This window comes from Bordetella genomosp. 9, from assembly GCF_002261425.1.
Taxonomy (GTDB): domain Bacteria; phylum Pseudomonadota; class Gammaproteobacteria; order Burkholderiales; family Burkholderiaceae_B; genus Bordetella_C.
In genome coordinates this window covers 596865-610035 of record NZ_NEVJ01000002.1, presented here as the reverse complement: position 1 = coordinate 610035, position 13171 = coordinate 596865, and the positions used below count along the sequence as shown (strand labels likewise).

Sequence of the window (13171 nt, the reverse complement as noted above, 5' to 3'; positions counted from 1 at the left end):
GCAATGCCGCGATCAGCGGCTGTGGATGTTGATTTCGGGGAAGAAGAAAGCGATTTCGACGGCGGCGGTTTCCGGCGCATCCGAACCGTGGACGGCGTTGGCGTCGATGCTGTCGGCGAAATCGGCGCGGATGGTGCCCGGCGCGGCCTTCTTGGGATCGGTGGCGCCCATCAGGTCGCGGTTCTTGGCGATGGCGCCTTCACCTTCCAGCACCTGGACGAACACGGGACCGGAAACCATGAAATCGACCAGGTCCTTGAAGAAGGGGCGTTCCTTGTGGACAGCGTAGAAGCGTTCGGCGTCGGCGCGCGACAATTGCTGCAGGCGCGCTGCGATGACCTTCAGGCCGGCCTGTTCGAAACGGGCCACGATCTGGCCGATAACGTTCTTTGCCACGGCGTCGGGCTTGATGATGGAGAGGGTACGCTGGGTGGCGGATACGGTCGACATGAAAACTCCAATAAAAACAGGGACTTCTACGTGGTTTACAGTAACCGGACATTCTAGCACGGCGCGATTCGCGACTACATCTTAAAATCGCTGGTTTGCCCCGTGGAAAACAGGCCAGGGGGCCGTCAGTCAGCCGGAATCGCGTAATGAACAAAGCCGCACCCCAGAACGAGTCGCAGGAACTATCCAAGAGCTTCGAACCCGCCGAGATCGAAGCGCGCTGGTACGCCGAATGGGACCGGCGCGGCTATTTCGCCGCAGGCCGGCACGTCGACGGCGCCCAGGACGCGCCCGGCAGCTTCGCCATACAGTTTCCCCCACCCAATGTGACTGGGACATTGCACATGGGGCATGCGTTCAATCAGACCATCATGGATGGGCTGACGCGCTACCACCGCATGCTGGGCGCCGACACGGTATTGATACCGGGGACGGACCACGCCGGCATCGCCACCCAGATCGTCGTCCAGCGCCAGCTGGACGCGCAGCAGATTTCGCGCCACGACCTGGGCCGCGAGAAGTTCGTGGAAAAGGTCTGGGAATGGAAGCAGCAGTCGGGCAACACCATCACCAGCCAGGTGCGCCGGCTGGGGGCGTCCGCGGACTGGAAGCGCGAATACTTCACGATGGACGACCGCATGTCGCGCGGCGTGATCGAAACCTTCGTGCGCCTGCACCGCGAAGGGCTGATCTACCGCGGCAAGCGGCTGGTGAACTGGGATCCCAAGCTGCTGACCGCGGTTTCCGACCTGGAAGTCCAATCCGAGGAAACCGAAGGCTTTATGTGGCGCATCGAGTACCCCTTCGTCGACGGTCCCCAGACCATCGTCGATCGCGAGGGCAACACGGTAACGCTGCGCGGCATGACCATCGCGACGACGCGGCCTGAAACCATGCTGGCGGACGGCGCGCTGTGCGTGCACCCGGACGATGCGCGCTACAAGCACCTGGTCGGCAAGCTGGTGGAGCTGCCGCTGTGCGACCGCAATATTCCCATCATCGCCGACGATTTCGTCGATCCGGATTTCGGCACGGGCGTGGTGAAGATCACCGGCGCCCACGACTTCAACGACTATGCCTGCGCGCTGCGGCACGACCTGCCGCTGATCGTCATCTTCACGCCCGACGCGCACATCAATGAAAACGGCCCGGCGCAGTTCCGCGGCCTGGAGCGTTACGAGGCGCGCAAGGCCGTGGTCGCCGAACTGGAAGCGAACGGCTACCTGAAGAGCGTCGAAAAGCACAAGATGATGCAGCCCAAGGGCGACCGCACCGGCGTCGTGCTGGAGCCCATGCTGACCGACCAGTGGTTCATGGCGATGAGCAAGCCGGCGCCGGAAGGCACGCTGCACCCCGGAAAGAGCATTACCCAGGTCGCGCTGGACGCCGTGGCCGATGGCCGGGTGACGTTCTATCCGGAAAACTGGGCGACGATCTACAACCAGTGGCTGGACAACATCCAGGACTGGTGCATTTCGCGCCAATTGTGGTGGGGCCACCAGATTCCGGCCTGGTACGCCAAGGATGGCAGCATCTTCGTCGCCCACGACGAGGCGGAAGCGCTGGAGCAGGCGCGGGCCGCCGGCGTCGAGGGTCCGCTGGAACGCGACGAAGACGTGCTGGACACGTGGTTTTCGTCGGCGCTGGTGCCGTTCACCGACCTGGGCTGGCCGGAGAAGACGCCGGACATGGAGCGCTACCTGCCGTCCAGCGTGCTGGTCACGGGCTTCGACATTATTTTCTTCTGGGTCGCCCGCATGATCATGATGTCGATGCACCTGACGGGGCAGATCCCCTTCCGGCACGTCTACATGCACGGCCTGATCCGCGACGCGGAAGGCCAGAAGATGAGCAAATCCAAGGGCAATACGCTGGATCCGGTGGACCTGATCGACGGCGTCGACCTGGAAACGCTGGTCGCCAAGCGCACTTACGGCCTGATGAATCCGAAGCTGGCCGGCAGCATCGAAAAGGCGACCCGCAAACAATTTCCCGAAGGCATACCCGCCTACGGCGCCGATGCGCTGCGCTTCACCATGTCGGCCTATGCCACGCTGGGGCGCAATATCAACTTCGACCTGAAGCGCTGCGAGGGCTACCGCAATTTCTGCAACAAGCTCTGGAATGCCACGCGCTTCGTGTTGATGAACACGGAAGGACACGATGTCGCGGCGGCGGCGGCGGGCGAAACCAGTTTCGTCGACCGCTGGATCGTCAGCCAGCTGCAGGAACTGGAAGCGGAAGTCGAACGCGGCTTTGCCGATTACCGCTTCGACAACGTCGCCAATGCCCTGTATCGCTTCGTCTGGGACGAGTACTGCGACTGGTACGTCGAGCTGGCCAAGGTGCAGCTGCAGACCGGTACGGCGGCGCAGCAGGCGGCGACCCGGGCCACGCTGATCCGCGTGCTGGAAGTGGTGCTGCGGCTGGCGCATCCCATCATCCCCTTCATCACCGAAGAGCTTTGGCAGAAGGTGTCGGTGGTGGCTGGCAAGCGGCAGGCAGGAACGCCGGACAGCGTCAGCGTGCAGCCCTATCCGCGCGCCAACCCCGCCGCGGTGGACAAGCAGGCCGAGGCCGACGTGGCTGAACTGAAGGCCCAGATCGAAGCGGTGCGGGCCCTGCGCGGCGAGATGAATCTGTCGCCCGCGCAGAAGGTGCCGCTCATCGCGCAAGGCCCGGCGCAGTTGCTGTCGCGCAATGCGCCCTATCTGGCGGCGCTGGCGCGCCTGACGCAGGTGGACGTGGTGGACCAGCTGCCGGACGTCGGCGCGCCGGTGCAGGTGGTCGGTGACGCGCGGCTGATGCTGCACGTCGAGATCGACGTGGTGGCGGAGCGCGCACGACTGGACAAGGAAATCGCCCGGCTGGAAGGGGAAATCGCCAAGGCCAACGGCAAGCTGTCGAACGCGAGCTTCGTCGATCGGGCGCCGGCGGCCGTGGTGGAACAGGAAAAGGCGCGGCTGGCGCAGTTTTCCGAGACCTTGAACAAGGTGCGCGAGCAGCGGGGCAAGCTGGCGGCCTGATGACCTGATGGCCTGCGGTCTTTCGGCCTGCGGGCCGCTGCAGGCGCCTCCGGCCCGGTTGCCGCTGTCGGCGGCATCGGCGGCGGGGCCGGCGCCTAGTCGCCGGCCTGCAAGGTCTTCAGGAAGCGCTCGTCCTGCGGCGTCAGCCACCCGCGCGCGCGTGCCTGCTCGATCAGGTCGGGGCGCCGGGCGGCCGTCAGGCGCAGGGATTGTTCGCGGCGCCAGCGCGCGATGTTGGCGTGATGGCCCGACAGCAGGGGCGCCGGCACGGCCACGCCGTCATAGACTTCCGGACGTGTGTAGTGCGGACTGTCCAGCAGCCCGGACAGGGCCGGATTGAAGGAATCCTGCACGGCCGATTCGTCGTCGTTCAGGACGCCGGGCAACAGGCGCACCGTGGCGTCGACCACGGCCAGGGCGGCAAGCTCGCCGCCGGAAAGCACGAAGTCGCCCAGGGAAAGTTCTTCATCGACATAACGATCGATGAAGCGCTGGTCCACGCCTTCATAGCGCCCGCAGATGAGCAGCGCCCCGGCGGAGGCCGCCAGTGCCTGGGCGCGGGGCTGATCGAAGCGCCGGCCGGTGGGGGAAAGCAGGATGACCGGGGCGGGCGGCAGCGCGTCGGCGGCGCGGCGCGCCTGCGCGGCCTGCACCGCGGCCGCCAGGGGGGGCGCCATCATCACCATGCCCGGGCCGCCACCATAAGGGCGATCGTCCACGGTGCGATGGACGTCGCTGGTGAAATCGCGCGGGTTCCAGGCCTGGAGATTCCATTTGCCCTGGCCGTGCGCACGGCCGGTCACTCCCAGGTCCCGCACGACCGTGAACATGTCGGGGAACAGGGTAAGAACGTCGAAACGCATCAGAAATCCAGCGGCCAGTCGCTGTCTATGCGGCGGCCTTGCAGGTCCACGGCACGGATGTGGGCATGCACGAAAGGCACGAGCATTTCGACCTGGCGGCCCTTGGCGTCGAGCAGGGGTTGCAGGCCGCCCGCCGGGCCGGGGGCCTGGCGCAGGATCTTCAGCACGGCATGCGCGCCGTTATCCAGGACTTCGTCGACGATGCCCAGCAGGACCGGCGTACCGTCGTCGTCGCCATAGAGGGCGCAACCGATCAGGTCGACCCAGTAATACTCGTCTTCGTCGGGCGCGGGAAAAGCGCTGCGCGGCGCACAGACGGCCATGCCTTTCAGCGCCTCCGCCTGATCGCGATCGTCGATGCCAGCCAGCTGCGCGACGACGGTCGAACCGTGCGCGCGCGCGGCCTTGACGACGTATGCGATCGCGGGCGAGGACTTGCCGGATGCCGCGGCGGCGGAGCCGGGCAGCACGGGTCGCATCAACCACCAGGTCGAAGCCGACGCGGCGGAAGATGGCTTTTCAGGCGAGGGGGACCTGGATGACCCGGATGACCTGGATGAGCCAGCGGCTGAGTCGGCATGCGCCGCTGTCGCGATGGACAGCAGGACATCCGCATCGGCCGAATGAGGCTGGATCTTGACCCAGCCCTTGACCCCGTAGGCCGCGGCGATACGCCCGAGCTCGACCAGGTCGGCGGGCGCCACCATGGGAGTAGCGGCGTTGCTCATTGCGCGGCGCGGGTCATGGAACCAGGCGTAGGGCGTACTGCCCTGCCCTGTTCACAGGTAAAGCACCCGGTCAGGACTGTCAGGGCTGTCAGCGCAATCAGGCCGAAGCCGAAACCTTGGCCGAATAATCCTTGACCAGACGGGCCACGGCGGGCGACAGCTGGGCGCCGTTGCCGGTCCAGTACTGGACGCGGTCCATGGCGATACGCAGCTTTTCCGTGCCTTCGTTGGCAACGGGATTGTAGAAACCGACGCGCTCGACGAAACGGCCGTCGCGGCGGTTACGCGAGTCGGTCGCCACCAGGTTATAGAACGGACGCTTTTTCGACCCACCGCGGGCCAGACGAATCACCAGCATAGGTAATCCCTTGAATTGGTTGTGAAAAACAGTAGATTCTAGCATCGATACCGAGTGACGGCAAATGCTTCGTCAGCGGCGGCGCAGGTAGTGCACGCCCTGGCCCGAGTTGTCTTCCTGGCGCAACAGCGTATTGCCCGTCTGCCGGCAGAATGCCTGGAAGTCGCGGATGGCGTTCCGGTCGGTGGTCAGGACCTTCAGCACCTGCCCGCTGGTCAGCTGCGCCAAGGCTTTCTTGGCGCGCAGGATCGGCAGCGGACAGGCCAGGCCGTTGGCGTCGATTTCCAGGTCGGCGACCGGCGCCGGCTCCGCCTGGGAGGCGTCAGCCGGGCCGGCCATGCCGGCACCCGTCTCTGGGTTGCTGCTCACAGCCGCTCATCCACCCATTGGCGCACGCTGGCGATGGCGGCCGGCAAGGCCGCCGTATCGCTGCCGCCGCCCATGGCCATGTCCGGACGTCCGCCGCCCTTGCCGCCCAGCTGGCTGGACACGAAGCCCACCAGGTCGCCGGCCTTGATGCGATCGGTGAGGTCGGCCGTGACGCCGCCGACCACGCTGATCTTGCCGTCGGCCGAGGCCGCCAGCAGCACCACGGCCGGCTTGAGCTTGTCCTTGAGCTGGTCGACCATGCCGCGCAACGCCTTGGGATCGGCGCTGTCGATGCCGGCGGCCAGGACCTTGATGCCCTTGATTTCCACCGTCTGGCGGGCCGCCAGGTCGTTGCCGGCGCTGGACGCCAGGCGGCTGCGGGCCTGGTCCAGGTCCTTTTCCAGCGACTTGACCTGTTCCTGCACCTGGGCGATGCGGTCGGGCAGATCGGCGGCCGACGCGCGCAGGGCGGACGCGGCGCGGTTCAGCAAGGCGGTCTGCGCCTGCACCCAGGCCAGCGTGTTGTCGCCGGTAATGGCTTCGACGCGACGTACGCCGGCGGCGACGCCGCTTTCGCCGACGATCTTGAACATGCCGATGTCGCCCGTGCGCATGACGTGCGTGCCGCCGCACAGTTCACGCGAGGAGCCGATATCCAGGACACGGACCGTGTCGCCGTACTTTTCGCCAAACAAGGCCATGGCGCCGCCCTTGACCGCTTCTTCGTACGGCAGGACGCGCACCTGCGCGGGCTGGTTGGCCAGGACTTCCGCATTGACGATGGCTTCTACGCGGGCGATCTGATCGGCCGTCATGGGCGCGTCATGCGCGAAATCGAAGCGGGTCTTCTCCGGGTCGACCAGGGAGCCGCGCTGTTGCACGTGGCTACCCAGGACTTCGCGCAGCGCCTTGTGCATCAAATGCGTGGCCGAGTGGTTGCGCACGGTGCGGGCGCGCCGCACCGCGTCGACGCGCGCCAGGACCGTATCGCCGACCGCCAGGCTGCCGGATTCCAGCTTGCCATGGTGGCCGAACACGCCCGTCTGCACCTTTTGCGTGTCGGCGACGGCAAAGCGCATGCCGTCCGCCTCCAGCAGGCCGGCATCGCCCACCTGGCCGCCCGATTCGGCGTAGAACGGCGTGGCGTCCAGCACGACGACGGCTTCCTGCCCCGCCTGGATGCGGTCCACCGAGGTGCCGTCCGCATACAGCGCGATGACCTTGACGTCATCCAGCTCGATGGACTCGTAGCCCACGAAACGCGTGTCGGCGCCATCGTAGGCCAGGCCTTCCGCCATTTTGAACTTGCCCGCGGCGCGGGCCTGTTCGCGTTGCCGCGCCATTGCCGTATCGAAGCCCGCCAGGTCGACTTCCACGCCGCGCTCGCGGCAGATGTCGGCGGTCAGGTCCACCGGGAAGCCATAGGTGTCGTACAGGGTGAACAGCGTGGTGCCGTCCAGCTGCCCGCCCTTGGGCACGCCGGCCAGCGCGCCTTCCAGGATCTTCATGCCGTTTTCGAGGGTTTCGCCGAAGCGCTCTTCTTCCTGCTTGAGCACCTGGGCGACACGCTCGGCGGCGTTGGCGAGTTCCGGATAGGCATCGCCCATTTCGCCGACCAGGTCCGCCACCAGGCGGTGGAAGAAAGGCTTGGTCTGGCCCAGCTTGTAGCCATGGCGCAAGGCGCGGCGCACGATACGGCGTAGCACGTAGCCCCGGCCTTCATTGCTGGGAATGACGCCGTCGACGATCAGGAAGGAACAGGCGCGGATGTGATCGGCGATGACCTTCAGCGAGTTGTCGTGCAGGTCGCTGATGCCGGTTTCCCGGCCGGCGGCGGCGATCAGCTTCTGGAAGAGATCGATCTCGTAGTTCGAATGCACGCCCTGCAGGACGGCGGAAATGCGCTCCAGCCCCATGCCGGTATCGACGCAGGGCTTGGGCAGCTTCGACATATTGCCGGCCGCGTCGCGCTCGAACTGCATGAACACCAGATTCCAGATTTCGATGTAGCGATCGCCGTCTTCTTCCGGCGATCCCGGGGGGCCGCCCCAGATGCCGGGGCCGTGGTCGTAGAAGATTTCCGAACACGGACCGCAGGGGCCGGTTTCCGCCATCTGCCAGAAATTGTCCGAGGCGTAGCGCGCACCCTTGTTGTCGCCGATACGGATGATGCGTTCGGTCGGTACGCCGATTTCCTTGGCCCAGATGTCGTAGGCTTCGTCGTCTTCGTGGTAGACCGTGACCCAGAGCTTTTCGGCGGGCAGCTTGTACACCGTGGTCAGCAATTCCCAGGCGTAATGGATGGCATCGCGCTTGAAGTAGTCGCCGAAGCTGAAGTTGCCCAGCATCTCGAAGAACGTGTGATGCCGCGCGGTGTAGCCGACGTTTTCCAGATCGTTGTGCTTGCCACCGGCACGCACGCTGCGCTGCGACGATGTGGCTCGCGTATAGGCGCGCGTTTCCTTGCCGGTGAACACGTCCTTGAACTGCACCATGCCCGAATTGGTGAACAGCAGGGTCGGGTCGTTGCCGGGAACCAGCGACGACGAAGGGACGATGGTATGCCCCTTGGACTGGAAGAACTGCAGGAACTTCTGGCGGATCTCGGAGGATTTCATCGCGGATGAATCGGTCGACATGAGGCGAATTTTTCATTATAGAGGGTAGCGGGCGTTCACCGCAGGCATACATAACCCTCGGTCCAGCCTACCTCGGCGTCCCTTTCGCCCCCCGCCGCGACCAGCACGGCGCGATGGCCTGGCGGACAGGAACAGGCGCCTGTCCTCGGATTGATCGATGAGCGGCCGGCGATACCGCAGCCGATGCCGGTATTGGTGGCATAGGCGCCGCCGAAGCCCCCCGGCACGGCCCAGACGCCTGCCGCACAGTTCAGCAGGCCGCCTTCCCGGTCGCGGGCGAGCAGCCCGTTTTCCGGGCACGCGGCGCCGGCGACTTCGACGGCGCCCAGTTTCAGGTGCTCCCCGGCGACGAGCCGGCCGCCGGTCGACAGGGTGCCCGTCGCGGACACGTCGCCGCGGAATTGCGGGTCCCTGGCGTCGTGTGTCCGCAGGTAGCGCCCGGCGTCGCCCGCTTCCCGGCCGGCGCGGACGGCGACCGTGCCGATGGGCAGCCGCGCCATGCCGGCCGCCGGGGGATTCGGCAGGTCGAAGCCGGCGCCACGCAGGCGATGCGGCGCAAGTTCGGATACGCCGGCTCCCAGGCCGCCAGTCGCCAGCAGGACGCCCGCGATGCGCGAGATGTCGGGCGATCCGGCCGGCTCCTCCCCCGCCGCGCCTGGGCCGGTCACCGATCCGGCGGCGACGCGTGCGTAGGCCAGGGCTTCGACGCGGCACGCCAGGCCGGGGCAGGCGTCGTCGCGCCATAGCTTGACGGTGGCGCGCATGCCCAGCGGCCCATGGTCCGGAAACGACGCCGGCAGATGTCCCGCGCCCTTGAGTTCGGCCAGGCTGGGCGCCCAGGGGTCCGCGTAAAGCGCCCCACCCTGCCCATCCACGGGGACCTCGCCCTCGGCCAGTGCCGCGCCATGGCGGGCCAGCATGCCATCGAGGGCGCCGTGGATCTCCAGCAGCCATCGCCCCGCGGCCTGTTCCGCCACGCCGTCCACCTGATGCAGCAGGCGCTCGGCCGCCCATATCGCCAGCACGCAGGTGATGGCGACGGCGACGGTGAGCTCCAGCAACGCGAACCCCCGCTGGCCTGGACGCCGGCGCGCCCGGCGATGTCGATGCATACCCGGCATGGACGCCACCCGTCAGCGCGCGGTGAAGACGAAGGTGTTGGCGTCGCCACGCGCGCACTGGGCCTGCGCCAGCATGGCGTCGTAGCCCTTGGGCGGCGAGGCGCCATTGTCCTTGACCACCACCGGCCCGCCCTGGCCTTCGACCGTGATGATTTCCGATACGCGCTGCATGACGGAGGCCAACCCCGGACACGCCGCGTTGTGGACATTGGTCAGGGTCAGCGTAAAGGCGGATCCCGGCCCCGCGCCCGCGAAGGACGCCGGCGCCAGGCCGATCGTGCCGTTGCCCGCCGAGCCATTGCCGCCCAGGCCATGCGCCACCAAGGCGGACGCGTCGTTGCCGCGCACGGCGAATACGCTGGAATCGCGCAAGGCGTTGGCCAGCATGCCGTCATGCAGGTCGGCATACGGGGCCACGACGTCGCCCTGGCTATTGGCCTTGACGCGCGCGACGAAGCGTTGAAGTTCCTCCCCCACTTTGGGGACCTTGTTTTCGATGACGTAGCTGCCGATCGCGGGAATGCCGACGATGGCGATCAGCAGGACAATGGCGGTGACGATGGACACCTCGATCAGCGAGAATCCCTGTTGGATGCGACGACGGCGCAGGCGCATGGCGGCTCCTTGTGTAGGCCTGGAAAAAATGGGTCGACGGGCTAGCCCGAGGCGTGGACGTGCATCAGGGCGCGCCGCAGTTCATCGATGACGGCGTAGTGCCACAAGGCCAGCGCGATCACCCCCGCCACCGCGCCCAGCAGCAAGGCCCAGCGCAGCAGCTGGGCCTGGCGGGCCACGTGCAGCAATGCGCGCTCTTCGACCCGATCGGCCGCCCGATCCAGGCCGCGCGCCATGCCATGGGCGGCGATCATGTCGCTCAGGTACCACCAGATGCGGCGATCGATCATGCCGGTATCGAAACTATCGGCGCCCACCAGGCCCGCATCGATGCGCGCGATCATCTCGCGTATGTGCCAGGCCAGCCAGGATCCGGCATGGTCGGCCTGCATGGCCAACGCCTGCCGCAGGCGGATATCGACGTTGCCGCGGCGGCGCACCAGCACGGCCAGCATGGCCAGGAACCGGATGGCGTTGACGTCGCGATACAAGCGCCAGATGAGACGGCCGTCCAGCCGGCGCCGCCACGGCCCCACCAGATTGGGTAGCGACCACCACGCCAGCCAGGCACCGCCCGCCGCCATGGCCGCCAGGAGCGGCAGTCCGTATGCCACCGCCTCGCCGAAGAAGAACAGGCCGCGGGTCAGACTGCCGTGATAGGCCGCCGGCACGTCCTGGAAGACGGCTTGCAAACGCGGCAGGGTGAAGTAAGGCACCGCACCGGCCAGGACCAGCGCCACGCCCAGCGCGGCCAGGCCGGTCACCACGGTATCCCGGAATATGCGCCAGGCCTGGCGCACGATGCGCGCGGCACGCGCCAGATCGCGCAACGCGGCCGTCAGGGCGTCGGCGCCGCCGGCCTGGGCCGCGTGCAGCAAAGCCAGCTCCTCGGCCGGCATGCTGCCGGCCCAGGCGGCGGCCAGGTCCCCGCCGGAGGCTTCCAGGGCCAGGGACCAGCGATGCGCGAGCCTTCCGCGCACGCTGTGCCGGCCATGGCGACGGGCGTCGTCATCGAACAGGTCGCGCAAGGTCTTGCGCCCCTGCAAGCCTTCGATCATATCGGCAAGGTATTCGTAGTAATCCGCGCGCATGCCGGCGAAGCGCAGAAGGTCGCAACGCAGGCGCCAGGTACGGAAATCCGGACGCCTTGCCAACGCGCCGGCCAGGATCGCGCGCCATTCAGGCATGGGCGTCCCCGGCCTGGGCCCTTTCCCGCTGCACGGATGCGTACGACTGGAAGCGCGATTCGATGTCGCGCGGATCGATCTGCCCGGCCGCCGCCTTGTACACGGCGCATTCCATGGCGCTCTTGCCCGTCATGTCCGGATGATCGAAAGGCGCGCCGCGGCGTGCGCGCAGATGGCGCCGCAGCGCCAGATTGTCCCGCCGCCGCACGCACCGCAGGAAGACATCGTCATGCGCGGGTTCGATCATCTCGGCAACCACGGTGCGGCCGGCCGTGCCGTTCAGGTGCGGTAGTTCGGCGTTCGCGCAGTGCTCGCAGCCCGCGGCGTTGCGCATGCGCAGCACGTCCGCCGCCACGCCATACAGGGCGGTGAAACGGCGCGTCCACTGCCACCAGGCGTCGCCTTGGGGCCCGCCATGCAGCCTGGCCAGCGGCAGCGCGCAATGCGGACACAGGCGCGGCAACAGCGCCTGGTACACCAGCAGCTTGAGGACGCCCGGCGTCGCCAGGAAATCGCGCGAGACACCGATGAAATCCGAGGCCAGCCGCTCGGGGATCATCAAGGCGGAGGCGGCGTGGGTCGTCGTATAGAGATTGACGCCGGAGCCGGCCAGGTCCATGAAGGCGCGGCCTGTTTCCGCGTCGCGGATTTCGCCTATGAGCAGGTCGTCCATGGCGGACCGCTTCACGGTGCGCAGCTTGGCGTCGAATGCCGTGGCGCCGGTGTCGTCGAGCTTGCGGGCCACGCTGTTCTGCAAGGCGTTGCCGATCCGGTATTCGACGGGGTCTTCCAGGGTGACGACCTTGCGGTCGTCAGGCAGCGTACGTATCAGCGTGGCGATGGTGGTGGACTTGCCGGATCCGACCACGCCCGCCAGCACCACGGCGCCGCCGTCGGCGCGGCCGGCCTGCCGCAGCATGTCGATCTGGCTGTCGAGATAGCCCAGCGTATGCAGCGACGAGCCGTCGGCCCGCATGTCCAGCCGCAGCAGGCGCAGGCACACCGAAGGGCCCTCGTCCGTGGCCAGGGACGCCCAACGCAGCATCACGGGACGGTCGTCCACGTGGATGTGCAATTGCCCCTGCTGTTCGATGCAGGGATCGAATACCGCCCCGTTGCCGCCGTGGATGTCCATCCAGGCGACGGCGAGCATTTCCATCAGGGTGGCCGTCGGCATATGGCGAAAGCGCGCCGGCGCGACGTAGCGGCCCGCGATCGTGAAGCGCACGTCGGACTCCGGACTGCGGCGGCGGACGTTGAGGTGCACGTCGCTGGCGTCGCGGCGCACTCCCCATGTGACGATGTCGCAGAAGCCTGCCGCCAGCGCGGACGTGTTCCGATCGATCGATGCGGTCGATGCGGCCGCGGGGTCGCGCAGGCGCCGCAGGGTCAGTTGTCCGCGCGCGACGCTGAGCAGCAGCGGGGCCGGGAGGATGTAGCGGGACGGCGACGCCAGCCGCCCGCCGCGGCGCCGCACCATGCGCTCGATTTCGTCTATCTGGTCGCCGGCGGCGTAGTCGGACAGCGCGAAGATGGCGATGCTGCCGTCCTGCAGGCGGACGGGGCACAGCCTGCCGGCCAGGGACGCCAGGTCGAATTCGTCACCCACGGCGCGCGCGAACGCGGGGTCGATGCGGGCGATATCGTCCTGGGTCGCCAGCACGGGCACGGCGGCTCGCGCCGCGTGCATGGGTCGCGCGGACGGCGCGGCATGCGTGGACTGTGTGGACTGTGTGGACTGTGTGGACTGTGTGGACTGCGTGGACTGCGTGGACTGCGTGGACTGCGTGACGAGGCCGGTGGGAAGGCGTCTGA

The 13171-nt window shown here is 67.3% G+C and carries 11 protein-coding genes; 1 reads left to right on the top strand and 10 read right to left on the bottom strand.

Going from position 1 to position 13171, the window contains the following annotated elements:
* Nucleotides 1-12 precede the first annotated feature (12 nt).
* The gene (ndk, locus tag CAL26_RS08740; protein ID WP_094846504.1) at nt 13-450 is read right to left on the bottom strand and encodes a nucleoside-diphosphate kinase; all 438 of its coding nucleotides are present in this window, start codon (nt 448-450) and stop codon (nt 13-15) included.
* 146 nt (nt 451-596) lie between these two features.
* Between ndk and CAL26_RS08735 the strand changes: the two genes are divergently transcribed.
* Nucleotides 597-3476: a valine--tRNA ligase gene (locus CAL26_RS08735; RefSeq protein ID WP_094846503.1), complete on the top strand. Its 2880-nt coding sequence runs from the start codon at nt 597-599 to the stop codon at nt 3474-3476.
* 95 nt (nt 3477-3571) lie between these two features.
* Here the strand turns inward: CAL26_RS08735 and trmD are convergent, their stop codons facing one another.
* The 9 genes from trmD to CAL26_RS08690 form a co-directional block, all read right to left on the bottom strand.
* The gene (gene trmD / locus CAL26_RS08730) at nt 3572-4339 is read right to left on the bottom strand and encodes a tRNA (guanosine(37)-N1)-methyltransferase TrmD (RefSeq protein ID WP_094846502.1); all 768 of its coding nucleotides are present in this window, start codon (nt 4337-4339) and stop codon (nt 3572-3574) included.
* Nucleotides 4339-5067, bottom strand: a complete 729-nt coding sequence (gene rimM / locus CAL26_RS08725) for a ribosome maturation factor RimM (protein ID WP_094846501.1) — start codon at nt 5065-5067, stop codon at nt 4339-4341. The genes trmD and rimM overlap by 1 nt, the downstream gene beginning before the upstream one ends.
* A 97-nt stretch (nt 5068-5164) precedes the next feature.
* Nucleotides 5165-5425 carry a 30S ribosomal protein S16 gene (gene rpsP, locus CAL26_RS08720; protein ID WP_094841251.1) on the bottom strand — a complete coding sequence of 87 codons (261 nt, stop codon included), beginning with the start codon at nt 5423-5425 and terminating at the stop codon, nt 5165-5167.
* Between the two features lie 72 nt (nt 5426-5497).
* On the bottom strand, nt 5498-5764 hold the full coding sequence (locus CAL26_RS08715; protein ID WP_094846500.1) for a sulfurtransferase TusA family protein: 267 nt from the start codon (nt 5762-5764) through the stop codon (nt 5498-5500).
* Between the two features lie 26 nt (nt 5765-5790).
* Nucleotides 5791-8412, bottom strand: a complete 2622-nt coding sequence (alaS, locus tag CAL26_RS08710) for an alanine--tRNA ligase (protein ID WP_094847003.1) — start codon at nt 8410-8412, stop codon at nt 5791-5793.
* 56 nt (nt 8413-8468) lie between these two features.
* Entirely contained in the window at nt 8469-9545 is a 1077-nt protein-coding gene (gene pilV, locus CAL26_RS28455) for a type II secretion system protein (RefSeq protein WP_256988235.1), read from the bottom strand.
* 21 nt (nt 9546-9566) lie between these two features.
* On the bottom strand, nt 9567-10169 hold the full coding sequence (locus tag CAL26_RS08700; RefSeq protein WP_094846499.1) for a type 4 pilus major pilin: 603 nt from the start codon (nt 10167-10169) through the stop codon (nt 9567-9569).
* Between the two features lie 41 nt (nt 10170-10210).
* A complete protein-coding gene (locus tag CAL26_RS08695) occupies nt 10211-11356 on the bottom strand; it encodes a general secretion pathway protein (RefSeq protein ID WP_094846498.1) in 1146 nt (381 codons plus the stop codon).
* A complete protein-coding gene (locus CAL26_RS08690) occupies nt 11349-13046 on the bottom strand; it encodes a GspE/PulE family protein (RefSeq protein ID WP_094846497.1) in 1698 nt (565 codons plus the stop codon). The genes CAL26_RS08695 and CAL26_RS08690 overlap by 8 nt, the downstream gene beginning before the upstream one ends.
* Between the last annotated feature and the right edge of the window lie 125 nt (nt 13047-13171).

Coding starts and splice junctions, on each gene's coding strand:
- ndk (WP_094846504.1), bottom strand. CDS start 450: ATGTCGACCGTATCCGCCACCCAGCGTACCCTCTCCATCATCAAGCCC.
- CAL26_RS08735 (WP_094846503.1), top strand. CDS start 597: ATGAACAAAGCCGCACCCCAGAACGAGTCGCAGGAACTATCCAAGAGC.
- trmD (WP_094846502.1), bottom strand. CDS start 4,339: ATGCGTTTCGACGTTCTTACCCTGTTCCCCGACATGTTCACGGTCGTG.
- rimM (WP_094846501.1), bottom strand. CDS start 5,067: ATGAGCAACGCCGCTACTCCCATGGTGGCGCCCGCCGACCTGGTCGAG.
- rpsP (WP_094841251.1), bottom strand. CDS start 5,425: ATGCTGGTGATTCGTCTGGCCCGCGGTGGGTCGAAAAAGCGTCCGTTC.
- CAL26_RS08715 (WP_094846500.1), bottom strand. CDS start 5,764: ATGGCCGGCCCGGCTGACGCCTCCCAGGCGGAGCCGGCGCCGGTCGCC.
- alaS (WP_094847003.1), bottom strand. CDS start 8,412: ATGAAATCCTCCGAGATCCGCCAGAAGTTCCTGCAGTTCTTCCAGTCC.
- pilV (WP_256988235.1), bottom strand. CDS start 9,545: ATGCATCGACATCGCCGGGCGCGCCGGCGTCCAGGCCAGCGGGGGTTC.
- CAL26_RS08700 (WP_094846499.1), bottom strand. CDS start 10,169: ATGCGCCTGCGCCGTCGTCGCATCCAACAGGGATTCTCGCTGATCGAG.
- CAL26_RS08695 (WP_094846498.1), bottom strand. CDS start 11,356: ATGCCTGAATGGCGCGCGATCCTGGCCGGCGCGTTGGCAAGGCGTCCG.
- CAL26_RS08690 (WP_094846497.1), bottom strand. CDS start 13,046: ATGCACGCGGCGCGAGCCGCCGTGCCCGTGCTGGCGACCCAGGACGAT.